Annotated in this window: 22 protein-coding genes; 9 read left to right on the top strand and 13 right to left on the bottom strand. The window is 31.0% G+C overall.

Annotation, left to right across the window (positions count from 1 at the left end; translation table 11 throughout):
* Positions 1 to 11: 11 nt before the first annotated feature.
* Genes ACKTSW_RS07360 through ACKTSW_RS07350 form a run of 3 tightly spaced genes read right to left on the bottom strand, consistent with a single transcriptional unit; the run spans position 12 to position 1,304 of the window.
* The gene (locus tag ACKTSW_RS07360) at positions 12 to 542 is read right to left on the bottom strand and encodes an NADPH-dependent FMN reductase (protein ID WP_408024632.1); all 531 of its coding nucleotides are present in this window, start codon (positions 540 to 542) and stop codon (positions 12 to 14) included.
* A 1-nt stretch (position 543) separates the two neighbouring features.
* A complete protein-coding gene (locus ACKTSW_RS07355) occupies positions 544 to 954 on the bottom strand; it encodes an OsmC family protein (protein WP_408024631.1) in 411 nt (136 codons plus the stop codon).
* A complete protein-coding gene (locus ACKTSW_RS07350) occupies positions 954 to 1,304 on the bottom strand; it encodes a DoxX family protein (RefSeq protein ID WP_408024630.1) in 351 nt (116 codons plus the stop codon). Before ACKTSW_RS07350 ends, ACKTSW_RS07355 begins: the two co-directional genes overlap by 1 nt.
* Positions 1,305 to 1,450: 146 nt before the next feature.
* Between ACKTSW_RS07350 and ACKTSW_RS07345 the strand changes: the two genes are divergently transcribed.
* Together ACKTSW_RS07345 and ACKTSW_RS07340 are read left to right on the top strand one after the other, a co-directional pair.
* Positions 1,451 to 2,410, top strand: a complete 960-nt coding sequence (locus tag ACKTSW_RS07345) for a bifunctional helix-turn-helix transcriptional regulator/GNAT family N-acetyltransferase (RefSeq protein WP_408024629.1) — start codon at positions 1,451 to 1,453, stop codon at positions 2,408 to 2,410.
* An 11-nt stretch (positions 2,411 to 2,421) separates the two neighbouring features.
* A complete protein-coding gene (locus ACKTSW_RS07340; protein ID WP_408024628.1) occupies positions 2,422 to 2,799 on the top strand; it encodes a cupin domain-containing protein in 378 nt (125 codons plus the stop codon).
* Positions 2,800 to 2,893: 94 nt separating this feature from the next.
* Here ACKTSW_RS07340 and ACKTSW_RS07335 read toward each other — a convergent pair whose 3' ends face one another.
* The 3 genes from ACKTSW_RS07335 to aceB all read right to left on the bottom strand — a co-directional run bounded on the left by ACKTSW_RS07335 (position 2,894) and on the right by aceB (position 7,940).
* Entirely contained in the window at positions 2,894 to 4,189 is a 1,296-nt protein-coding gene (locus tag ACKTSW_RS07335) for a phosphatidylserine decarboxylase (RefSeq protein WP_408024627.1), read from the bottom strand.
* A 451-nt stretch (positions 4,190 to 4,640) separates the two neighbouring features.
* Positions 4,641 to 6,266: an isocitrate lyase gene (locus tag ACKTSW_RS07330; protein WP_408024626.1), complete on the bottom strand. Its 1,626-nt coding sequence runs from the start codon at positions 6,264 to 6,266 to the stop codon at positions 4,641 to 4,643.
* 78 nt (positions 6,267 to 6,344) lie between these two features.
* Positions 6,345 to 7,940, bottom strand: coding sequence for a malate synthase A (aceB, locus tag ACKTSW_RS07325; RefSeq protein WP_408024625.1), 1,596 nt, complete (start codon positions 7,938 to 7,940; stop codon positions 6,345 to 6,347).
* Between the two features lie 154 nt (positions 7,941 to 8,094).
* Between aceB and ACKTSW_RS07320 the strand changes: the two genes are divergently transcribed.
* From ACKTSW_RS07320 to ACKTSW_RS07290, 7 genes are read left to right on the top strand one after another with little or no spacing between them, the layout of a single operon-like run.
* Positions 8,095 to 9,573: a helix-turn-helix domain-containing protein gene (locus ACKTSW_RS07320; protein WP_408024751.1), complete on the top strand. Its 1,479-nt coding sequence runs from the start codon at positions 8,095 to 8,097 to the stop codon at positions 9,571 to 9,573.
* A gap of 58 nt (positions 9,574 to 9,631) precedes the next feature.
* The gene (locus ACKTSW_RS07315) at positions 9,632 to 11,275 is read left to right on the top strand and encodes an acyl-CoA carboxylase subunit beta (RefSeq protein ID WP_408024624.1); all 1,644 of its coding nucleotides are present in this window, start codon (positions 9,632 to 9,634) and stop codon (positions 11,273 to 11,275) included.
* Positions 11,276 to 11,294: 19 nt separating this feature from the next.
* The gene (locus tag ACKTSW_RS07310; protein ID WP_408024623.1) at positions 11,295 to 13,286 is read left to right on the top strand and encodes a DUF3352 domain-containing protein; all 1,992 of its coding nucleotides are present in this window, start codon (positions 11,295 to 11,297) and stop codon (positions 13,284 to 13,286) included.
* A gap of 57 nt (positions 13,287 to 13,343) precedes the next feature.
* The gene (locus ACKTSW_RS07305; RefSeq protein WP_408024622.1) at positions 13,344 to 14,066 is read left to right on the top strand and encodes a YebC/PmpR family DNA-binding transcriptional regulator; all 723 of its coding nucleotides are present in this window, start codon (positions 13,344 to 13,346) and stop codon (positions 14,064 to 14,066) included.
* A 60-nt stretch (positions 14,067 to 14,126) separates the two neighbouring features.
* Positions 14,127 to 14,846, top strand: a complete 720-nt coding sequence (locus ACKTSW_RS07300; protein WP_408024621.1) for a glycosyltransferase family 2 protein — start codon at positions 14,127 to 14,129, stop codon at positions 14,844 to 14,846.
* Complete coding sequence (locus ACKTSW_RS07295; RefSeq protein ID WP_408024620.1) at positions 14,846 to 15,490, top strand: lipid-A-disaccharide synthase N-terminal domain-containing protein; 645 nt, start codon at positions 14,846 to 14,848, stop codon at positions 15,488 to 15,490. The genes ACKTSW_RS07300 and ACKTSW_RS07295 overlap by 1 nt, the downstream gene beginning before the upstream one ends.
* Before the next feature lie 39 nt (positions 15,491 to 15,529).
* Positions 15,530 to 17,146, top strand: a complete 1,617-nt coding sequence (locus tag ACKTSW_RS07290; RefSeq protein WP_408024619.1) for an ArnT family glycosyltransferase — start codon at positions 15,530 to 15,532, stop codon at positions 17,144 to 17,146.
* An 8-nt stretch (positions 17,147 to 17,154) separates the two neighbouring features.
* Here the strand turns inward: ACKTSW_RS07290 and ACKTSW_RS07285 are convergent, their stop codons facing one another.
* The 7 genes from ACKTSW_RS07285 to menA are packed head-to-tail and all read right to left on the bottom strand — an operon-like array spanning position 17,155 to position 23,251.
* Positions 17,155 to 18,216: an AMP-binding protein gene (locus tag ACKTSW_RS07285; protein ID WP_408024618.1), complete on the bottom strand. Its 1,062-nt coding sequence runs from the start codon at positions 18,214 to 18,216 to the stop codon at positions 17,155 to 17,157.
* Positions 18,217 to 18,233: 17 nt separating this feature from the next.
* Entirely contained in the window at positions 18,234 to 19,184 is a 951-nt protein-coding gene (locus ACKTSW_RS07280) for a CPBP family intramembrane glutamic endopeptidase (RefSeq protein ID WP_408024617.1), read from the bottom strand.
* Between the two features lie 2 nt (positions 19,185 to 19,186).
* Entirely contained in the window at positions 19,187 to 20,224 is a 1,038-nt protein-coding gene (locus ACKTSW_RS07275) for an o-succinylbenzoate synthase (protein WP_408024616.1), read from the bottom strand.
* 11 nt (positions 20,225 to 20,235) lie between these two features.
* A complete protein-coding gene (locus ACKTSW_RS07270) occupies positions 20,236 to 20,754 on the bottom strand; it encodes an SRPBCC family protein (RefSeq protein ID WP_408024615.1) in 519 nt (172 codons plus the stop codon).
* Between the two features lie 28 nt (positions 20,755 to 20,782).
* Positions 20,783 to 21,460: a metal-dependent hydrolase gene (locus ACKTSW_RS07265; protein WP_408024614.1), complete on the bottom strand. Its 678-nt coding sequence runs from the start codon at positions 21,458 to 21,460 to the stop codon at positions 20,783 to 20,785.
* Entirely contained in the window at positions 21,460 to 22,278 is an 819-nt protein-coding gene (locus ACKTSW_RS07260; protein ID WP_408024613.1) for a DUF4349 domain-containing protein, read from the bottom strand. The genes ACKTSW_RS07265 and ACKTSW_RS07260 overlap by 1 nt, the downstream gene beginning before the upstream one ends.
* A gap of 22 nt (positions 22,279 to 22,300) precedes the next feature.
* Positions 22,301 to 23,251, bottom strand: coding sequence for a 1,4-dihydroxy-2-naphthoate octaprenyltransferase (menA, locus tag ACKTSW_RS07255; RefSeq protein ID WP_408024612.1), 951 nt, complete (start codon positions 23,249 to 23,251; stop codon positions 22,301 to 22,303).
* Between the last annotated feature and the right edge of the window lie 14 nt (positions 23,252 to 23,265).

Genomic DNA, 23,265 nt, shown 5'->3' with positions numbered 1-23,265 from the left:
ACTTTTTATGTTTATACTGCTTTTAAGAAAGTGGTAACTGCTTCTTTTATCTTTTTATTAAACTCTTCATTTACAACACTTCCATCTTTAAAGTTATCATAAAATTTTGGTAAAGAAAAATCGGTTATGATATTACCTCCCATATGTGGAAATCCATTTTTAGCAATTTGCATAACTGAAGCCCCTCCTCTACCTCCTGGTGAGGTTGATAGCAACAACATAGGTTTGTTAAGCCATAGTTTTTGTTCTACACGTGACATCCAATCATATATGTTCTTGAAAGCTACTGTAAAATTTCCATTATGCTCTGCTAGCGATAAAATTACTCCATCTTTTTCTTTAATTTTTTCTAGGAATTTTATTGCGTTTTCTGGTATACCATTCTCCATTTCTTCATCAATCCCATAGATAGGTAATGGATAATCATTTAAATCTATTACTGTAACCTCAGCATCCTTTAGTAAACTTGAAGCGTAGGTTACTAATTCTTTATTAATTGATTTTTTACTATTACTACCTGCAAAAGCGATTATTTTCTTCATTTTATGTTGTTATTTTTGAGTCTATTTCTGTTGCTCCTTTCACCATTTTTGCTACGGGACATTTACCTGCAATTTCTAATAGTTTTAGACGTTGCTCATTAGTAACTTCTTTTTCAAAGGAAATTTCTTCTACTAATCTTTTTTTTATTCCCTCAGAAGTTAATTGTTCTTTTTGACTAACATTTACTATAATTCTTCCTAAATCCCAACCTTTCCTTTCTGCATACATTTGTAAGGTAATTGATACACATCCACCAATTGCTGTAAGTAAGTATTCTACAGGAGTGGGGCCATTATCATTTCCTCCTTTGTCTAAAGGTTCATCTATAACTGCAAAATGATTTCTCATTTTACTTTCTGCTAAGTAATTTCGGCTAGTTAGAGTAACTGTTGCTGTTGGATTGTTGCTCATTATATTTTTTTACTATAAATATATGAAACTATTAATAGTACCATTGCAATTGCAGCTCCTAGTTGTTCTCCATCTCCAATCATAATATGAGCAAAAAAAGCGAGAACAAATGCAAAGAAAAAACCTGCATATGCCCATTCGTTTAAAAATTTTCCTCTTAAAAACCACAAAGCTATTACTCCTAATAGTTTGACTACTGCATACGGATAAATAATATATGTTGGATACCCAAATGCCATAAACATTTTTGCTACTTCTGCATGATTAAAAAAATACATTCCTGCCGAAAAAAACATTAATAATGTTAATAAGCCTGTAGCTACGTAAAAAATAATTTTATCTCTTTTCATTTTACTTGTTCTTAAATTTATTAAACAAATATATGAAAATTATTTACCACGGTATATATTCTCTAGGTATTTATTTAATTCTACAAGAATTGTTTGAATTCTAAAAAACACATATATTTGCACTTATATAAGTATTTATATAAATTATGGATGTATTGAAAAGTTTAGGAGAGATTGGTTTAGGTTCTAGATTAAAAAGAACTAGTGATTACTTGATGCGTGAAACGCAATTGGTATATAATGAGTTTAATATTGATTTTGACCCTTATTTATTTCCAACTTTTAAAATTATTAAGAATAAAAATGGCGTTACAAATACCGAAATTACTAACAGTTTAAAAACATCACAACCATCTACAACCCAATCCATTAATAAGCTTTATAAAAAAGGGCTTGTTATCTTAAAAGAAGATAAAGTAGATAAAAGAAAAAAAGTTGTTTTTGTTTCAGATAAAGGAAAACAACTTATAAAGGATATCACTCCTATATGGAACGGTATTGAAAATATTTTAAAAGAATATACAAGTATTAAATCTGACTCACTTACTGAACTTATAAATAAATTAGAAATTAAGTTTAACGAAAAGGACTTTAGCAAAGCTATTATAGAACACATAAAAATGAATACAACACTAAACTCAATGACAATCACCACATTTAAAGAAGAATATAGTACTTCTTTTTATGATTTGAATATTGAATGGTTACAAACCTTTTTCTATGTAGAACCTTATGACAAAGAGGTTTTAAGTAATCCTCATAAGTATATTATTGACAAAGGCGGACACATTTTTTTTGCTAAATTAAATAATGAAGTTGTAGGTACTGTTGCTTTAATGCCTATGAATGAACCTAATGTTTATGAATTAACTAAAATGGCTGTTTCTCCAAAACATAGAGGTTACAAAATAGGACAACAACTTATGCAACATTGTATTGATTTTGCAAAAGACAAACGGTTTGATAAATTAGTTTTATACTCAAATACTAGACTTGAAAACGCTATTTACATTTATAGAAAATTTGGTTTCTTAGAAATTCCTGTTGAGGAAGGTTGTCCTTATGAACGTTGCAATATTAAAATGGAATTAAAAACAAAATATTGATAATTTACGATATGAATACAACTCAAACAATTAATACCCTACAGGAAGCTGAAAAATTGAAAAATTACTTTTCTCCTAAAATAATTTCAGAAGTTAACAATGAATATGTTAAGCTCGCCAAAATTAAAGGGGAAGATATTCCATGGCATAATCACGAAAATGAAGATGAGCTTTTTTATATTATTGATGGAAATCTTTTAATGGAAATAGAGAGTCAACCTAGTTTCACCATGAAAAAGGGTGATTTATTTGTAGTTCCCAAAGGTGTAAATCACAGAGTTAGTTCTTCGGAAGATTGTTTAATTATGCTTATTGAAACAAAATCTACCAAACATACTGGTGAGATAATAACCCCTATCACAAAATCTATTGAGAAACAAAAGTATTAAAATATCAAGATAAAAAGTATAGTTTAATCTTTATTAAATTACACCAATTAAAAAAGGTAGTTGCTTAAATGGCAACTACCTTTTTTAAAAGACATTACTTATTCCAATAAACCGAAGCTTGTCCATACTGAAAATGAATTGGCATATGCGAAGGATTATTTTGGAACATATATAGTTCATGAGGTGGTTTTTCAAATAACATAATAATATCTGAACCTCCAAACCTAAATTTACCAAACTCTTGACCTTTCACTACTGTTTGTCCTTGTAGTTCAGTATACATATCTACCCCAGAAACCTGACACATCCCTATTGGTAAAATAGCTACTTTCCCTACTTCAGGCCCCGCGTCCATAATTACTAATCCTCTAGCTTGAGAAAACTCATATCCATTTTCTCCACCATCAGGAGCATCAAACTGTCCATCAGCTGCTGTTTCAACATTCAAATACACTTTTCCTTCTACTGGAAGAATTTCTAAAATTTTTCCACTAACTGGTGTATGAAAACGATGATAATCAAACGGACTTAAGAAATAATGAATAAATGTACCTCCATAAAAATTTTCTCCATACTTACTAAACTCTAACAACTCATCTACACTACCAATAGTATGTGTTCCTTTTAACGTAATTTCATCTACATTCCCCTTTTTATCAATTGGATAATATGCCTTGAAAGTACAATCTGCAGGAGAAACAATAGTTGTATTATCATCTGGAGCTGCTATAGGACGCAAAGGAGATATTCCTGTTTTTGGATCCGCATGATTAAATTCTCTGTAAAAAAATTGATTGAATGTTTTCCAACTACTTTCATTATCAGAATACAAAGGAAAATTATACACACTTTCGCCTTGATTATTTTTATCATCTTTAAACGATTGTAAGGTTTCTTCTGTTAAAGAAGCTTCCGTATCTAAAAAAGTACCCCAAGCATTTGCAAAACTCACTAACCAATTAGCAAACTCAGGATAACTCTGCATCGTTTTTCCTTCTGAATCTTTTTGATCAATTAACCAATAAGATTGACAAAGTAAATCATATACTTTTTGGTTGTATCCATTTTTAGTTCCATCACTTGTCCAAGCATTAGGGTATTCTGGATCTCTACTTTCGTTAGGAATCATTTTTACATAGATATCTAAGTAGTCATAATATGTAGCTACAGTTTCTGGCCACCCTTTTCCTTTAAACTCTTTATCAATTGCTTTGTATAGCTCTTTATTTAAAGGTGGTATAGTTTTGTCAGAACTTCCATTTTTTGATAATTCTACCGCTTTTTTTAATGATTCTCCAAGACTTTTTTCCATTGCTGGATTACCATCTATAATACTTTTCAGTTGCTCTACAACTGCTTCATGAATTTCAATAGTTGTGCCTGTTTCCATAATTAGTTAAGTTATTGAATAATTCCTACTCTTTTATTAGAGGTTTTTCGGATACCACCTATGCCAATAAAAATTGATTATAGTTCATTAAATATCTTGTCATTATATTACAAGTATTTAATACCCCTAAAAGTTCTGATAAAATAACCTTCATTCATTATATTATCAGATTATTCAAATTTGAAGAATTAATCCGTTAATCTCAGAAAAAAAGTCATAAGTATATCATTTTCATACATAAGAGCAATAATCTTAGTAATAAAAAATAAATTAATTATTTTTTATAGGAGCACTAAAATGATATAGCTAGTATTTGAAGCTAATTATTTCTATAAAAAAACTCCACTTTTACAAGCGGAGTTCTACTTCAAAATAATATAAAGCTATTTAGCTGAAAGATAATAACTTTATAAGTTTTTATATATTTAAAAATGAATGAATTACTTACAAACTAAGCTACTACAGGTGCTTGTTGTAATTCTACTTTATTTTTTGCTTCAAACTGATCAGATGTATTTTTTGCTCCTCCTGCTTTCAATGCTTTATCACCTGCAAAAAATGTTTTATGATCATCACCTAAGTCAGAACCTGCCATTCGTTGGTGCTTTACACACGATACGCCTTTTCTAATCTCTTGTCGTTGTACACCTTTTACATATGCTAACATTCCTTCTTCTCCAAAATACCCTTCTGTTAAATCATTCATATGCAACGCTGTTGTGTGATACGTTGGTAAAGTTATTAAGTGATGGAAGATTCCTGCTTCTCTTGCTCCATCTATTTGGAAAGTGCGGATTTTCTCATCTGCCAATTGACAAAGTTCTGAACCATCATACGCAATATCCATTAAATTATTTCTGTCGTACATTGAAACATCATACCCTTGTACTACCATTTCATCATATACTTGATTACGGAAGTTTAACGTCCAGTTAAATGAAGGCGAATTATTATATACCAATTTTGCATTTGGCACTACTGCTCTCACTCTATTTACCATATTTGCTATCTGACCAACGTGAGGTGTGGGCGTTTCAATCCATAATAAATCTGCACCGTTTTGTAAGCTTGTTATACAATCCAACACCACCCTATCTATATTAGTTCCTTCTCTAAATTTATACAGTCCATTTGCTAAACGTACAGGACGCACTAACTTTCCTTCACGTTTTAACAGCACATCATCTTCTCTTGCTTCATCAATCGTAATTTCTTCAGCTTCTACAAATGCTAAATACTGAGAAGCTAAATCTCCTGGTTCTTGACTTACTGGTAATTTTTGTGTTAATCCTGCTCCTTCAGAATCTGTTCTTGCAACAATAATTCCGTTGTCAACCCCTAATTCTAAGAAAGCATATCTAATGGCATTTAGTTTTGCTATAAAATCTTCATGTGGTACGGTTACTTTCCCGTCTTGATGCCCACATTGTTTAGCGTCTGAAACTTGGTTTTCTATTTGAATAGCACAAGCACCTGCTTGAATCATTTTTTTAGCTAATAAATATGTTGCTTCTTCATTTCCAAAACCTGCATCGATATCAGCTATAATTGGTACTATATGTGTTTCGAAATTATCAATTTCACTCTGTACATCTTCTCCGTTTTCTAATCTTCGAAATAAATCATTTAATTCTATAGCATCTGCTTGACGTAAAAAATCATAAATTTCTTCAATTAATGCTGCAACTGCTGTTTTTTCATGCATTGATTGATCTGGTAACGGTCCGAATTCTGAACGTAACGCAGCTACCATCCATCCTGATAGATATAAATAACGTTTGCTTGTTGTTTTATGATGTTTCTTAACAGCAATCATTTTTTGTTGTGCTACAAATCCATGCCAACATCCTAGAGATTGTGTATAATTAGATGAATCTGCATCGTAGGAAGCCATATCATTTCGCATAATAGCAGCAGTATACCTAGCAATGTCTAAGCCTGTTTTAAAACGGTTTTGTGCTACCATTCTAGCAGCATTTACTGGAGAAACTGAATTCCATGTTGTTCCGTACTTTTTCTTTAAGTCTTTCACAGTTTGTAAAGCAGAACTATAATTAGCGTGTGCTAAATTTTTCATAATTTTGTAATTGATAAGGTTATTAATTTTATTGATAGCTCGCCCTCTTAAATGTTGCCGCATTTTTGAGGGCTTTTTCTATAGATATTTATAAGCTGGTAAGGTTAAAAATTCAACAAATTCTTTATTTAAAATTAACTCATCAAATAATTGAATAGCTAATTCAAACCTTCCATTTTTGTAGCTGTCTTCACCTACATAATTTTTTATTTTTTTAAGCTCTTCATTTTTGAATTGCTCATACATTCCTTTTGTAAATTTTCTACCATCTTCTAACATCACATTTTTATGTAACCATTGCCATACCTGTGTTCTAGAAATTTCTGCAGTTGCTGCGTCTTCCATTAAATTATACAAAGCAGCAGCTCCTTGTCCCATTAACCAAGATTCTATATAAAGAATTCCAACGTTGATGTTTTCTCGTATACCATTTTCAGTAATTGTACCTTCGGGTAAGGCCACTAAATCTTCTTCAGTAATTGTTAAGTCTTCTAACTTTTTATCTATTTGATTTGCATTTGGCATAGCTGCATTAAAAACATCCATCGCAATTGCTACTAAACCAGGATGTGCTACCCAAGTTCCGTCATGGCCGTTCTTTACTTCTTGCTCTTTATCTTTCTTAACCTTTGCAAAAGCCTCTTTATTCAAGTCATCGTTGTTCTTAACTGGAATTTGTGCTGCCATTCCTCCCATAGCATGTACACCTCGTTTGTGACATGACTGAATAACTCGTAACGAATATGCTTTCATAAATGGGCTACTCATGGTTACTTGTGAGCGATTTGGCACTATAAAACCAGTATGATTTCTAAACTTTTTAATATATGAGAAAATATAATCCCAACGCCCACAGTTTAAGCCTGCCATATGGTCTTTTAACTCATAAATTATTTCATCTAACTGAAAACTTGCTGTAATCGTTTCAATTAACACTGTTACTTTAATTGTTTTTTGTGGCACATTTAAATATTCTTGCGCAAATACAAAAACATCATTCCACCAACTCGCTTCTTTATAATGTTCTAGTTTAGGTAAATAAAAATAAGTGGCACTTCCCTGCTCTTGTAGGGTTTTAATATTATGGAAAAAGTACAGACCAAAATCTACCAAAGAAGCCGACATTTCTACACCATCAATCAACAAATGTTTTTCATTTAAGTGTAGCCCTCTTGGTCTTACTAATAGTGTAGCAACTTTATCTTTTAATTCATAAGCTTTATCTTTTGCAGCATTGTAAAATGAAATTGTTTTATTTACTGCATCTCTTAAATTTACTTGACCGTCTAGAATATTTTGAATGGTAGGTGAGTTACTATCTTCAAAATCTGCCATAAATGTTTTTGCTCCAGAGTTTAAAGCATTGATAATCATTTTACGTTCTACAGGTCCTGTAATTTCTACTCTCCTATCTAACAAATCTTCTGGTAACGGAGCACATACCCAATCACTTTCTCTAATTTCTTTTGTTTCTAAAGGAAATGCTGGGCTATTTCCCGCATCAAAATAAGCTTGTTCAATTTCTCGTTCGGCTAATAACTGAAGTCTTTGAATGTTAAACTTTTCTTGAAGCTGAATTAAAAACACTTTGGCTTCATTGGTCAAAACACTTTTATACTCGGTTTGATCAAAACCTACACATTGAATTTCTTTTGCTAAAACATCTTGATTCATACTATTTTATTTTTCTTATTGATTGACAGTTCAATATTAAAAAAAAGAACTCGAACAAAAAAGCGAACGTTCGCTAAAAATAGTTCATTTACTTATTTTTATTAATTCGCTAATTTTTATACCTTTGAATTATGAATCTTTTAATAAAAACACTTTGGAAGAAGAATATATCAGACTAGTTTTCGGTTTAAAGCTAAAACAAATACGAACAGATAAAAACCTATCTCTCTTTGGATTAGCAAAATTAACAGGGTTATCGAAATCGTATTTAAACGAAATTGAGAAAGGTAAAAAATACCCAAAAACTGATAAAATTGTTATTCTTTCTGAAAAATTAGAAGTGCCTTACGACCACTTAGTATCACTAAAATTAGATAAAAACCTAGCACCTATTGGTGAAATTTTACAATCAAAGATTTTAAAAGAGATTCCACTTGACTTATTTGGGATTAAAGAAAACAACCTAATTGACATAATTGCCAATGCTCCTGCTAAAGTGAATGCCTTTATTAGTACCATTATTAAAATATCACAAAACTATAACTTAACAAGAGAAAGTTTTTTTCTTGCTGCATTGCGTTCATATCAAGAAGCGCATAACAATTATTTTGAAGATATTGAAACAAAGGTTACTAATTTTACCAAGGCTTATCAAATAAACCCAAAAAAACCTATTACTTCAAAAGACTTGGAAGATATTTTAATTGAAGAGTATGGGTATACTATTGATAGTGAAGAGTTGTCTAAACATCAAAAACTATCTGAATTAAGAAATATTTATATTCCAAAGAATAAAACGCTACTCATATATAATGACATCAACGAAGCACAAAAAACATTTATTTTTGCTAAAGAGCTAGCCTATAATTATTTACAAATTGAAAACAGGCTATATACCTTCCCTTGGATAAAGTTTGAGAGTTTTGATGAAGTATTAAATAATTTTATTGCTTCTTATTTTGCTGGTGCTTTAATTATTCCGAAAGAAGATTTAATTCAAAAACTAACACATCTTTTTTCTTTAAAAACTTGGCAACCTTTACAGTTGCATAAAATTATTAGAAACTATAATTGTTCTAATGAAACATTCTATCAACGTTTAACCAATGTCTTACCTAAACATTTCAATATTAAAAACCTATTCTTTTTACGCTTTACTCATAAAGAAGGTTCTCCTGTACATAGACTATCAAAAGAACTACATATTACGCAACAACAATCTCCACATGCCAATCGTAACAATGAACATTATTGCAGAAGATGGATTGCTATTAAAACGATTCAGGATTTAGAAAAATCCGAAGAAAAAAAATCTGCTCACGGAATTCAAATATCATCGTATGAAGATTCTCAAAAGGAATATTTAGTATTATCTGCGGCTACTGCCGACCCTTTTAAAGATAAGATTAACCGCAGCGTGAGTATAGGTATGTTACTTTCTCCACATTTAAAACGAAAACTTCATTTTTTTAATGAAGACACTTTCACTAAGCAAACAGTGGGTATTACCTGTGAAACCTGTGCAGTACAAAACTGTAACGAACGTATAGCTAAACCGTATATTTTAATGAAACTATCTAGAAATAAAGAAATAGAAAAAACTATTGAAAACATCATTCAATCATATATGTAAACACCTTGTTTTATGCATCGTTTTTCTTATTTTAGCACACGCAAACAAATAACTCACCATGGATCTTAACTTCAATAAAAACGAAGACCACAATAAACTTTTAGTATCGGATTTACGTAGACGCTTTGCCAAAATTAAATTAGGTGGAGGACAAAAACGTATCGACAAACATCATGAAAAAGGGAAAATGACCGCTCGTGAACGTATCGATTACTTATTAGATAGTAAATCTAAAGCTATTGAAATTGCTGCTTTTGCAGGTGAAGATATGTATCAAGAACACGGTGGATGTCCTTCTGGTGGTGTAGTTGTGAAAATGGGATATGTTAGCGGGAAACAATGTATTGTTGTTGCTAATGATGCTACAGTAAAAGCTGGGGCTTGGTTTCCTATTACAGGTAAAAAGAATTTAAGAGCTCAAGAAATAGCAATAGAAAACAAATTGCCAATTATTTATTTGGTAGACTCTGCCGGAGTTTATTTACCTATGCAAGATGAAATTTTTCCTGATAAAGAACACTTCGGAAGAATTTTTAGAAACAATGCTGTAATGAGTAGTATGGGGATTACCCAAATTGCTGCAGTTATGGGAAGTTGTGTTGCTGGTGGTGCTTACTTACCTATTATGAGTGATGAAGCACTTATTGTAGACAAAACAGGAAGTATTTTCTTAGCTGGTAGTTATTTAGTGAAAGCAGCTATTGGTGAAACTATTGATAATGAAACGTTGGGTGGAGCAACTACACACTGTGAAGTTTCTGGGGTTACCGATTACAAAGCAAAAGACGATAAAGATGCTTTAGACACCATTAAAAACTTAATGGATAAAATTGGAGATTATGACAAAGCTGGTTTTAACCGCAAAGAAGCTTTCCCTCCAAAAGAAAATGAAGATGATATTTTCGGAATTTTACCAAAAGCACGTAACGAGCAATACGATATGATGGAAATCATTAAACGTTTGGTAGATAATTCTGATTTTGAAGAATATAAAGCAGGCTACGGTCAAACAATTATTACTGGATATACTCGTATTGATGGATGGGCAGTTGGTATTGTTGCCAACCAACGTAAAATTGTTAAATCAAAAGGAGCTAAAACTAAACCTAGCGAAATGCAGTTTGGTGGTGTAATTTATAATGATTCAGCCGATAAAGCTACTCGATTTATTGCCAACTGTAACCAAAAGAAAATTCCGTTGGTTTTCTTACAAGATGTTACTGGATTTATGGTAGGAAGTAAATCTGAACATAGCGGAATTATTAAAGACGGAGCCAAAATGGTGAATGCTGTTAGCAACTCTGTAGTTCCTAAGTTTACCGTAATTATAGGTAACTCTTATGGAGCAGGAAATTATGCAATGTGTGGTAAAGCCTATGACCCTCGTCTTATTTTTGCGTGGCCAAGTGCTGAACTAGCTGTGATGAGTGGAACATCTGCCGCTAAAGTATTGCTACAAATAGAAACAGCCGCCTTAAAGAAAAAAGGAGAAGAAATAACTCCTGAAAAAGAAGCAGAATTATTCGATAAAATAAAGTCGAGATATGATAATCAAATATCTCCTTATTATGCTGCAGCAAGAATTTGGACTGATGCTGTGATTAACCCACTAGATACTAGAACATGGATTTCTATGGGTATAGAAGCTGCTAATCATGCGCCTATTGAAAAGAAATTCAATTTAGGAGTTTTACAGGTTTAAAAGTAGTACAGAAAACAGTATGAAAAAAAAAGTTTTTTGGGGTCTTATTGCTCTTGTAATTGGTTTTGTTATTTACCAAATTTATATTTTCACTTTATCTGAAAATGATAATATTAAATCTATTTACTTAATTCCCAATGATGCTGTTTTTATAGTTGATACTGAAAGACCTATTGATACGTGGGATGAAATAAGTTCAAGTGAAATATGGACACATCTTCAAACAAATCAACAAATCAATAAGCTATCTGAAGGTCTCAATAGTTTAGATGAAACTTTTAAAGCAAAGAAGGAAATTTTTGATTTTATAGGTGAACGTAATCTAGTTATCTCAGTACATGTATTTAGCCCCAGAAAATATGGGTTGTTATACGTTGCTGATTTACAAAAATTCTCAAAACTTATTTTTCTAAAAAGAGCTATAAGTAATTTAGCAGGTGAAGATTATGAAGTAACCAAACGAGTATATAAAAAGCACGAAATTATTGAGTTGTATAATAAAGATACAAGAGAAACTTTACACCTTTCCTTTATTAAAAATCAGGTTATAGCTTCCTATACTCATCTTCTGGTTGAAAAATCAATTGACCAATACTTAAATCCAGTTATTGGTCGTGATTTCAACTTTTTAGAAATAAAAAAGAAAACAGATACTGATGGCTTTTTTAACATTTACCTACAGCATAAATATCTAAAAGATTACTTAAGTTGTTTTACCAGTTCTAACAATTTAGATTTCTTAAATAAAGAAGCATTCTTCTACTCTGGCTTAGATATATCAATTGTGGAAGGGGTTATAGTTCAAGCCACAGGTTTTACAAATGTTAATAGCAACTCGCATACCTACCTAAAAGTATTACAAAAATCTGGAGCTGGTAAACGCAGTGCTGCTAAAATTGCTCCTAAAAATACTTCTTTATACCTTAGTTTCGCTTTTAATGATTTTAAAACATTTAACAGCAATTTAGAAAAGCTTCAACAAGAAAACCCTGCTGAATTTAAAATATATTCTGATCAGCTTGCTATGATTGAGGATAAATTAGATATAAATGTATCTGAACATATTTATAGTTGGATTGGTAGTGAAATAGCTTTAATTCATTTTAACACCGAACTCTCAAAAAACAAAAAAGACATCGCTGCTATTATTAAAGCTGATGACATTGATGATGCCAAAGAAAATCTTCAGTTTGTTCTTTCTAAAATTAAAGAAAACACCCCTTTAAAATACAAGCAAATCGATTACAGAGGTTATCCTATTAACTTTTTTGATCTTAAGGGATTCTTTAAAATGTTAGCAGGAAACATGTTTTCTAAAATGGACAAGCCTTACTTTACAATTATTGATGATTTTGTAGTTTTTAGTACTAGTCCAAATACTATTAAAGAAATTATTAATAATCATTTAATAGGATACACACTTGAAAGCTCAGAAAAATTTGATGATTTTAATTATCATTTTGAGAAAAAATCTAGTGTCTTTGCTTATGTAAACACTCCTAACTCATACAAAGACCTTTTAAGCCTAGTTGACAACAAAACTCAACATCAACTTCAAAAAAACAAACCATATATAGCTTGCTTTTCTCAAATTGGAATGCAACTTATTGCTTCTAATGAATTATTTGAAAGTAACATTTCTTTTGTTTTCGAAGACCCTAAGAACATTGAAATAAACATTAAAAAAGACCAGAAATTAAGAGAAGAATTGCTACAAAAATTAACTCCTTATAAAGACTCTACAAGCATTCAAAACTCAACAACATTTTTTAAGTTTCCACCAATACACCCTTCTGATTTAAGTGCTAAATCTTATAAAGAATATTATAAAAACGGAAAGCTAAAATTTGAAGTTGATTTAGATGACGGCTTAAAAGATGGTTCTTATAAATCGTTTTATCAAAACGGAAATATAAAAGTTAAAGGACGTTACAAGAACGACAAGCAAATTGGAACTTGGAAAGCTTATGACGAACAAAATGGAGATGTAATTTTCAAAAAACATTTTTAATTGCAATATTTTATAGCATTAGTTACATTTGCCAAGCAAAATTAAAACAGAATACACATGGGAAGAGCATTCGAATTTAGGAAAGCAAGAAAGATGAAACGTTGGTCAGCTATGGCTAAAACCTTTACTCGTATAGGTAAAGATATCGTTATGGCTGTAAAAGAAGGTGGTCCCAACCCAGAAACCAACTCTCGCTTACGTGTTATAATTCAAAATGCGAAAGCTGCAAACATGCCAAAAGATAATGTTGAGCGTGCTATTAAAAAGGCGTCTGATAAAAATACTGAAAACTATAAAGAAGTATTATTTGAAGGATATGCACCTCACGGAATCGCTGTTTTAGTAGAAACTGCTACAGACAATAATAACCGTACGGTAGCTAATGTTCGTGCTGCTTTTAATAAATGTAACGGAAACTTAGGAACTTCTGGTTCAGTAGCTTTTATGTTTGATCACGTTGTGAACTTCAAAATAAAAGAAGACTCATTAGGAATGGATTTAGAAGAGTTTGAAATGGAAATGATTGACTTTGAAGTTGAAGAAGTTTTTACGGATGATGAAGACGACTCTGTAATGTTATATGCCCCATTCGAGCAATTTGGGTCTATTCAAAAATATTTGGAAGAAAACAATATAGAAATTCTTTCTTCTGAGTTTGAACGTATTCCAACAACCACTACTGCGATTTCAGATGAACAAAAAGAAGAAGTAAACAAACTTTTAGAAAGACTTGAAGAAGATGATGACGTTAATAACGTTTATCATTCAATGGAAGAGTAAAGCCTTAAAAATCAACATATATATGTTGTTTTTTTATTTTCTAAAAAAACATATAGAACTATGGAACATAAAATGACTATCATCATTCCAGTTTTTAATGAAATTGATAATTTAGATAGAATATATAGCACATTTACTGATTACTTCTCTAAAAGTAAAACTAAAAGTAAAGTTTTATTTATTGATGATGGTTCTACCGACAATAGTTTCAATAAAATTTCTGAAATCTGTAAAAACAACCCTGACTTTGAATACTTAAAATTTAAAGAAAACTGCGGATTAAGTGCTGCTATAAAAGCTGGGATTGATCATATTAACACCGAACTAATCGGGTATATCGATGCTGACCTACAAACTACTCCCTATGACTTTGATATTTTATTAGAAGATATTAATAACTATCAGGCTGTAATTGGATATAGAGGAAAAAGAAAAGATACGTTAAGTAAGAAAATACAGTCATTAATTGCTAACAGCATACGACGTAGTTTAATTAACGATGGTGTCATTGACACTGGTTGTCCTCTAAAAGTACTACATACTGATGTTGCTAAAAAAATTCCTTTCTTTAAAGGGATGCATCGTTTTATTCCAGCCTTAATTTTATTACAGAATGGAAAAATAAAACAACTGAAAGTACAACATTTTGAGCGTATTGCAGGTACTTCAAAATTCAATATTTTCAACAGGTCATTAAAAGCTCTACGTGATACTTTTGCTTACCGATGGATGCGAAAAAGTTATATAAATTATACTATTGAAAAGTCAAAAATTAGCTAATGAGCGACTGGCTTTCATATAAATCTTTTGTATACATTATCGGTTTTGCTGCTCAAATTTTGTTTTCAGCAAGGCTTTTATTACAGTGGATTCAATCTGAAAAAGTTAAAAAAGTTTTAACCCCTGAATTATTTTGGCAATTAAGCTTAATTGCCTCTTTTTTATTGTTTGTTTATGGGTGGTTTCGAGACGATTTTGCTATTATGCTCGGACAATCATTGACGTATTTCATTTATATTAGAAACATGCAATTGCAGGGGTCATGGATAAAACTACCTAAACTTTTACGTGGATTTTTACTTATTTTTCCTTTTTTAATAGCACTATATTCTTTTAAAAATAACCAAATTGATGTTGAACGTTTGTTTCGTAATGAGGATATTCCTCTTAACTTATTAATATGGGGAAGCATAGGTCAGGTAATTTTTACGCTTCGCTTTATATATCAATGGATATATTCTGAACGTAAAAAAGAATCTTCTTTACCTCTAGGTTTTTGGTTATTAAGTCTTGTTGGGTCTCTTATGATTTTAAGTTATGCCGTTATTAGAAAAGACCCTGTATTATTTATTGGTCAATTATTTGGTTTTATTATTTATATTAGAAACGTTTATATACTGATAAAGCACGATAGGCTGCAATAAAACTAACTTACAATTTATAAAGCACTAAATCTTACTAAAATGAAAAGTAAACTATCTTTCAATATATTTTTAATAATAGCAGCCTTTAGTTTACTAATTAATGTAGGTTCTTATGGAGTTATAGAGAGTAGCGATGCTAGATATGCTGAGATTAGTAGAGCAATGTATGAATCAGGTGATTATATGCATCCAAACTTATTGGATGTTCATCATTATCATAAACCTCCATTTACGTATCAAATTACTGCTTTAGGTTACAAAATATTTGGTGTTAATGCTTTTGGGGCTCGCTTCTTTTTACAATTAGCCATAATACTACAACTTATTTTAGTGTATCGTTTAAGTATTTTGCTTTTTAATAATAAAAAAACTGCCCTATGGTCTGCTATTATTTACTTTAGTTTTCCTTTGGTATTAATGTCGTCACGTAACTTAACTACTGATGCCTTTTTAGCTACTTTTGCTTTGCTGAGTATTTACTCTTGGGTACGATACCGTAAGTCTGGAATTTTTAAATGGCTCTATGCTTTTACCCTAAGTTTAGCTCTTGGTTTTTTAAGTAAAGGGCCTGTGATATTTATTGTTCCAATAATTTTCATACTGTTTTACAATCGTACAGAAGAAGCTAAAAGAAGTTTTTCTATCCACCATATTGCTGCTTGGTCATTATTTTTAGTAATCTCTGCTTCTTGGTTTGTCTATTTAGGTTACAATAACCCTTCTTTTCTCGATTATTTCTTAGGAAAGCAAACTGCTGATAGATTCTCTAAAAATGCCTTCGGAAGAACAGAACCGTTCTGGTACTTCTTAGCTTTTGCTCCATTAGTAGGCTTGCCGTGGTTTTTAGCTTTTATTTATTTACTTAAAGATCAAAAAGAACTATTGAAAACAAAAACAATTCATTTCGCTATGTTAATGGCTTTTGTAATTCCTTTAATTTTCTTTTCAATTTCTTCCTCTAAACGTATTTTATACATTCTGCCTTTGTATGGTTTGCTTGCTATTTTAATTGCAGATTTATTTTCACGAATTAAAACAGAAAAAATAAAAACTATCAATGGTTTTATTCTTGGTTTTTCTGGATTGATTCTATTAACCTTTATCATAGCTCCATTTATAAATACTGGCATGAATTTTCCGTATTACTTAGCAGCTGCTAGCCTTCTTGTTGTTGTTATGATTTTTTTACTCTATAAATCAAAAGAAGAAATCAAATTCAAGCCAATATTGACTTCTTTAATCGTTACAGTATTTCTATTAATTGGTGCTTCCACAATTTTAGCTAAAAATGAGTTAAAGGTGAATGCTTCGAAGCCTGTAACCGATTTCATTATTAATGAAGGTTTAAACTCAAGAGATGTTTTGGTCTACAATATTAGAAAGTCATCTATTGCATTTGGATTAAATAAATCCATTATTTCTTTATACAACGGTCATAGTTCTTTAAATAGAGAAACTCAGTTTGAAACAGACTTAAATTGGAAAAAACACTTAATTAACCTTAAAAACCCTACTGAGTTAGAAAGTTTACATCAAATAGTAGCAAAACCTACTGTTTTACTACTTTATAAAAAACAACTTCCAGAAAAACTAAATTGGTTAGCTGAAAAATATACTCATAAAAAGGTAATGGAAAAATGGACTATACTTTATTAGGCACAAAACTATAATAAACCTAATAAATCCAACGTTTCTTTACGTTGGATTTTTTTTGTTTCAGTTACTATGAATTTACCTACAAAATAAATTGCTTTTGGGATTTCATACTTGGTAAGCCCCAATAGGTTTTTCACTTCGTTCGAAATGACGTCATTTTTCTCTCCTTCTACTATCAAAATTAGCTTTTCTCCTAATTTCTTATCATTGATACCTGTAACAAAAAAACGATTTGAAATAATTTTTGAGAGTTTTTCTTCTATTTTTTCTGAATGTAGCTTTACTCCTCCAGAATTAATCACGTTGTCATAACGTCCCAACCATTCAAATTCAGTATCAGAAATCAAACGAATTACATCGTTTGTTATAATTTTTTCTTCGGCTACTTTTGGCGCATTAATCACCAAACAATTTCGATTGTCTTGAGAGAGTTGTACGTTAGGAAGTGCCTTGTAGTGAGGTTTCTCACTATCGTTCGAAATGACATTGTTTAACTTTTTAACAGCAATATGTGTAATTGTTTCTGTCATTCCGTAAGTGGCATAAATTTCAGTTGATTTATTTTGAATAGCTTCAATTAAATCATTTCCTACAACTCCTCCTCCTACAATAAGCTTCTTTATTTTATCTATATCTCCTAAAGAGCTTCGTAATTGTAAAGGTACCATCGCAGAAAAGTCATAGACTGTATCTGTTCCTTTTAATGGATTAGAAACTACTTCTACTACATCTAATCTCCACCCTAATGCTAATGCACGGACTAACATCATTTTACCTGCAATATAATCGGTTGATAAACAAAGTAAAGCTGTAGTATTTTCTTTTAAATTGAAGAAAGCTCCTGTTGCCTCAGCAGAATTTACCATATGCTTTTTTTTCAGCGGTATTGGTTTGGGCTTTCCTGTAGAACCAGAAGTTTGTACTACTACAAAATCATCTGCATTAAACCAATTGGATAAAAATGAAAAAACAGAGTTATTTATTGTTTTAGAAAAACTCAATAGTTCTTCTTTCGAAGTAAAAGAAACTCCGTTTAATTGAAAATTTTTATGAAAAGTGAGATTTTCCAATTATAGTAAAATGACATTTATAATCGTTCTTCAGTTATTATTGGTTTTTCAATATGCCCCAATAACTTTTCTTTCCAGTTTTTCCAACCGTATTTTTTTGAAAATAATAGTAGCATTAAAGGATATAAAACAAACACTGGCAAGAACATTTCAACTCCTACAGAAGGATCTGAAGTATCAACAAACAAAGCATCAGTTTGAAAAACAGTCCAGTCTGTTGTTACTAAAAATGCTGCCACAATATTATTAATAGCATGCAAGCCTAATGCTAATTCTGTTCCTTCATCCATTAACGTTGTTATTCCAAAGAAAAAGCCTGTGCCTATATAAAACACCATAGAAATATATCCTAGCTTCTCTACTTCTGGATTTGCTCCGTGTAGTAAACCAAAAGCTACCGAAGTTACTATTAATGGAACCCATTTGTTTTTAAACCAAGTACCAAGTCCTTGCATAAAATACCCTCTAAAAAGTAATTCTTCAAAACTAGTTTGAATGGGTAAAAACAAAAATGATACTATCACTAAAGTGAAAAAAGGGAGAGGCTTAAAGTTCCATGTATAATTTTCAGGAGATAAAAGAATATCAGAAGATACTACTACTACAGATATTACTCCCCATACAAAGAAACCAAACCAAAAGCGATTCCAATCTATTTTATTTCTACTTGTTATAACTGTTTTAATAGCTCTTTTATGGATGTATTTTATTCCTAAAAGCAATGATGCTAAGCCAAAAGCGAACATAACAACCACCATAAACAAAAATAAGTTCTTATTAATACCCAAACTCATAAAGCTATCTTCTGCTGCCCTTAAAAACTCATTTGTGCTTTCAGAATGTAAAACTGCTGTAACGGCTAAAGGAATTATACCTATAAATTGCCATCCAAATAAAACTATAAAAATAACTAGTAGGTATAAATACCACTGATTTTGTCCTTTATATGCTTGTTGTATAAAATTCATTCTTAACTATTAAAGTGCCAATTTTTATTCGTGTTGTATCCTAAACTTCCGTTTGTAACTTCTAACGGACTTTTAAAGTTATTGGTAAATAAGCTTCCTGTTCCTAAACCTTGTGGTAATGGATTTTTCAATGTGTATGTCCATTGTGCTATTGCGTTTAATCCAATATTACTTTCCAAGGCACTGGTTATCCAATTACCTGCGTTATGGTTGGATGCTATTTGAATCCATTCGTTACTTCCTTTAAACCCACCAACCAAACTTGGTTTTAAAATAATGTATTGAGGTTGAATTGTAGCAATACATTTTTCTTTTTCTTTGGAAGAGAATATGCCAATTAATTCTTCATCTAGAGCAATAGCTAATGGAGTTTTTTCACACAAATTAGCCATTTCTTGCCACTGTCCTTGCTTTATAGGTTGTTCTATAGAATGTAATTCTAACTCTGATAATCGCTGTAATTTTTCTAAAGCATTCTTTGGTAAAAATGCTCCGTTGGCGTCTACTCGTAACTCTATTTCTTTAGCTGAAAATTCTTTTCGAATTGACTTCAATAATTCTACTTCTGTATCAAAATCAATCGCTCCAATCTTCATTTTAATTGTCGTAAAACCTTGCTGTAATTTGCTTTTTATTTGTTCTTGCATGAAGGTTTTGTCTCCCATCCAAATTAATCCATTGATTGAGATTTGCTGTTTTCCTTCAGTAAAGTCAGATGGAAATAATTCAAACGGTGTTTTGCTTTCTAAGGATAAAAATGCTTGTTCTAAACCAAACTGTATCGACGGGAACTCTATGAGTTCGTATAACAATTTTTCTAAGCCCCAATTAATGTTGTTGCACGCCCACTGTAATTTCTCTTCATAGTTAGGTGTATCATCAGCACTTAAACCTCTAAATAAACCACATTCTCCAAAACCTTTCCTCCCTTCTCTTTCTAAAATTAGAAACCAAGTTTCTTTAGTTCTTAAAACTCCACGAGAGGTTCCACTAGCTTGTTTAAAATTCAGTAAGTATTTATGGTGGGTAGCTTTTATCAATTGTAAATGTTTTAGTGATGGGCCTCAGATGCTTTTTTAAAGTTCTCTAAATATTGTTGACTCATTTTTTTAAGTGCTCCTTTAAAGTACGGAAATAAACAACTCATTACATACGATTCACTAGTACAGGTGGTAGTTTGCAATATCTTAGTTGAGTTTCCTTCTGAAGTAAATATATAATCATCTGTTTTTAGCATATTTTCTGCATCAAAGTGAAGAGTAACCTTTTCATTTTCTTTATACGCTAATACTTCTTCTCTCATAGTTACCAATTTACCTTGATTTTCGACAACTACTTTATATTTACTACCTATTTTATTTGGCTGTTCTTCTAAAGTTTCAATTGATTTCACCTCTGGCATCCATTCTTTCATCAATTCTTCATCCTGAAAATCTGAAAAAACTTCATTTACTGGCTTATTAATTATTACTTCATTGGTATAAACAACTTCTTGTGCTACTAGTCCTGTTAAAAAAAATGCAAGAATTAAAACTGTTATAAGCCCTAAAATTATTTTGATTGTTTTCATGTATATAATACCTCAATAAAAAGTTTACTTAAATAGTTATTGTTTGTCCGATTTCTAAAATCACTAATTCCTTCTTAGCTTGTGTAAACTTTTCTTTGGCTTCATCTAAATTTATTTCTATTGGAGGAAAAGTATTAAAGTGACACCCTATCACCTTATTACAAATTACTAAGTCACTTGCTATTATAGCATCATCTACTCCCATAGTAAAGTTATCTCCTATAGGAAATATAGAGGCTGTTAAGTTTGTAGACATTGGTATTAATTGCATATCCATTGTAACAGCTGTATCTCCAGAAATATATAAAGATTTTTCTCCTGCTGTGATTACAAAACCACCTGGTTGTCCTCCATAACTTCCATCAGCAAATGATGAAGTATGAATTGCATTTACATATTTAGCGGAAAAAGTATTGTTAGTATATGTACCTCCATGATTTAAGGGATGTCCTTTTAAGTTCTTTGTTCCATAGTACATCACGATTTCATAGTTTGAGATAATTATTGCGCCAGTTCTTTCCGCAATACTTTCTACATCTAACACATGGTCTTGATGAGCATGGGTGATTAAAATATAATCTGCTTTTAATTGATCTATATTTATATTTGACGCTAGTGGGTTTCCCGTTATAAAAGGGTCTATTAACACATGTGTTCCGTTAATTTCAATACCAAAACATGCATGACCATAAAAAGTAATGTTCATTATTTTTTTCGTTTAGTTCGTTTTTTGATGAATATAATTAGTAATGCTATTAAAAGTATAAATGGCCAAATATTTACTAAGCCAATAAGAAACCATTTTATATTATCTATTCCATTACTAAAAGCGTCTAGTATACGTCTTCCAAAGCTTTTTGAATAAGCTTTACTTATTTTTTCTTTGTAAAATCGAATGTTTAGCGTTGAATAAGATACTTGATTTTGCAAGTATTTCAAACGCCCTTCCATCGATTCTATGTCTGACCTTACATTTGTTAGTTCTCGCTCAACTTCTAAAATTTCTTTTACTGAACTAGCTTTTTTTAGTATTTCGCTATATCGTTGTTCTAATTCTTTTTTTACCTTCAAACGTGCTTGTACATCCAAAAATTGCTCTGTTACATCGTTTACAGAAATATTCTTATTATCAAACCTTTCTACTTTTGATGATATTTCATTGAGAAAAAGGTCAAAGTTTTCAGGTGGAATTCGAACAGTTAAATTTGAAGTAATATTTTGAGAAGACTTATACTCATTATCAGCAGAAATATATCCGTTATATTTTTTAACTGCTTGCTCTATATGATTTCTTGTTTCTAATAAATTATCTGTTTCAAAAGAAATATCGCCTGTTTTAATAAGCTTTCTTTCTATTGTCACTTCTTTGCTATCAGTTACATTTTCTGATAATTCTACAACTTCTTCAGCAATGTCAAAATTTTCTGAAGTTTTAAGGCTTCCGTAAGAGTTGGTATTTTCTCCTTTGTTATTACAACTAATTAGCAATAAAACTGCTCCGAAAAAAAATGAAATAATTCTCATAGTGTTAAATTTTATCGGGAAGTTACAAAATCTGACCTAATCCAAATAAAATTGAAAACAAAAAAGTACTCAAAGCTACTTTTTTAAGTTCCCCATCTAACAGAGCTTCTTCTTTATTTTTATAGACAAAAACCAGGTGTTTTATTAAAGGAATATAAGCTACAATAAACAAGAATTGATATGGTGATTGAAACTTAATTACCGTGTACAATAATGCAACTATAAAAGACGCTACAATTAAAAAATAATGATACAGTTTTGCAGATTCTGCTCCCATTTTTACTACAAGCGTATTTTTTCCTGACACTGCATCATTCTCTCTATCACGCATATTGTTTAGGTTTAATACTGCAGTGCTTAAGAGTCCTATTGTAATTGCTGGCAAGAAAATGGCTAAATTGAGTTGTTTAGTATATAAAAAATAGGTTCCGATTACAGCTAACAATCCGAAGAAAATAAAAACGAAAACATCGCCAAATCCGCTATAACCATACGCTGATTTTCCTACGGTATATTTTATAGCAGCAATAATAGAGGCAATTCCCAATCCGAAGAAAATTACGGAGTATAAAAAGTTGTCTTTGCCAAAGGAAACATAAATTAATAGTAATGCTATAATAGTTGTAATAGCTCCTGTAATAATCATTGCTAACTTCATTTGTTTTGGAGTAATGGCTCCTGAAGCCACCATACGTGCCTCTCCTTCTCTTTCATTATCCGTCCCTTTTACTCCATCTCCATAATCATTGGCAAAATTTGATAACACTTGAAAACCAATGGTAGTTAAAATAGCTAGCCAAAATATTGAAGATTCTAAAATATTTGCTTCACCTATCTTGATAGTTGTATTAAAAAGCTTAGAAGACACTTTAAAAAAAGATTCGTTTAATCCTAAAAATGCTCCGATAATAATTCCTGATACCGATAATGGTAAGGTACGTAAGCGTGCTGCTTTTATGTAGTTTTTAATCATTCTTAAAAAATATT

Source organism: Tenacibaculum sediminilitoris (assembly GCF_964513795.1).
GTDB lineage: Bacteria > Bacteroidota > Bacteroidia > Flavobacteriales > Flavobacteriaceae > Polaribacter > Polaribacter sediminilitoris.
Note: the sequence above shows the minus strand (reverse complement) of the source record. Positions and strands in the feature narration are given on the sequence as shown.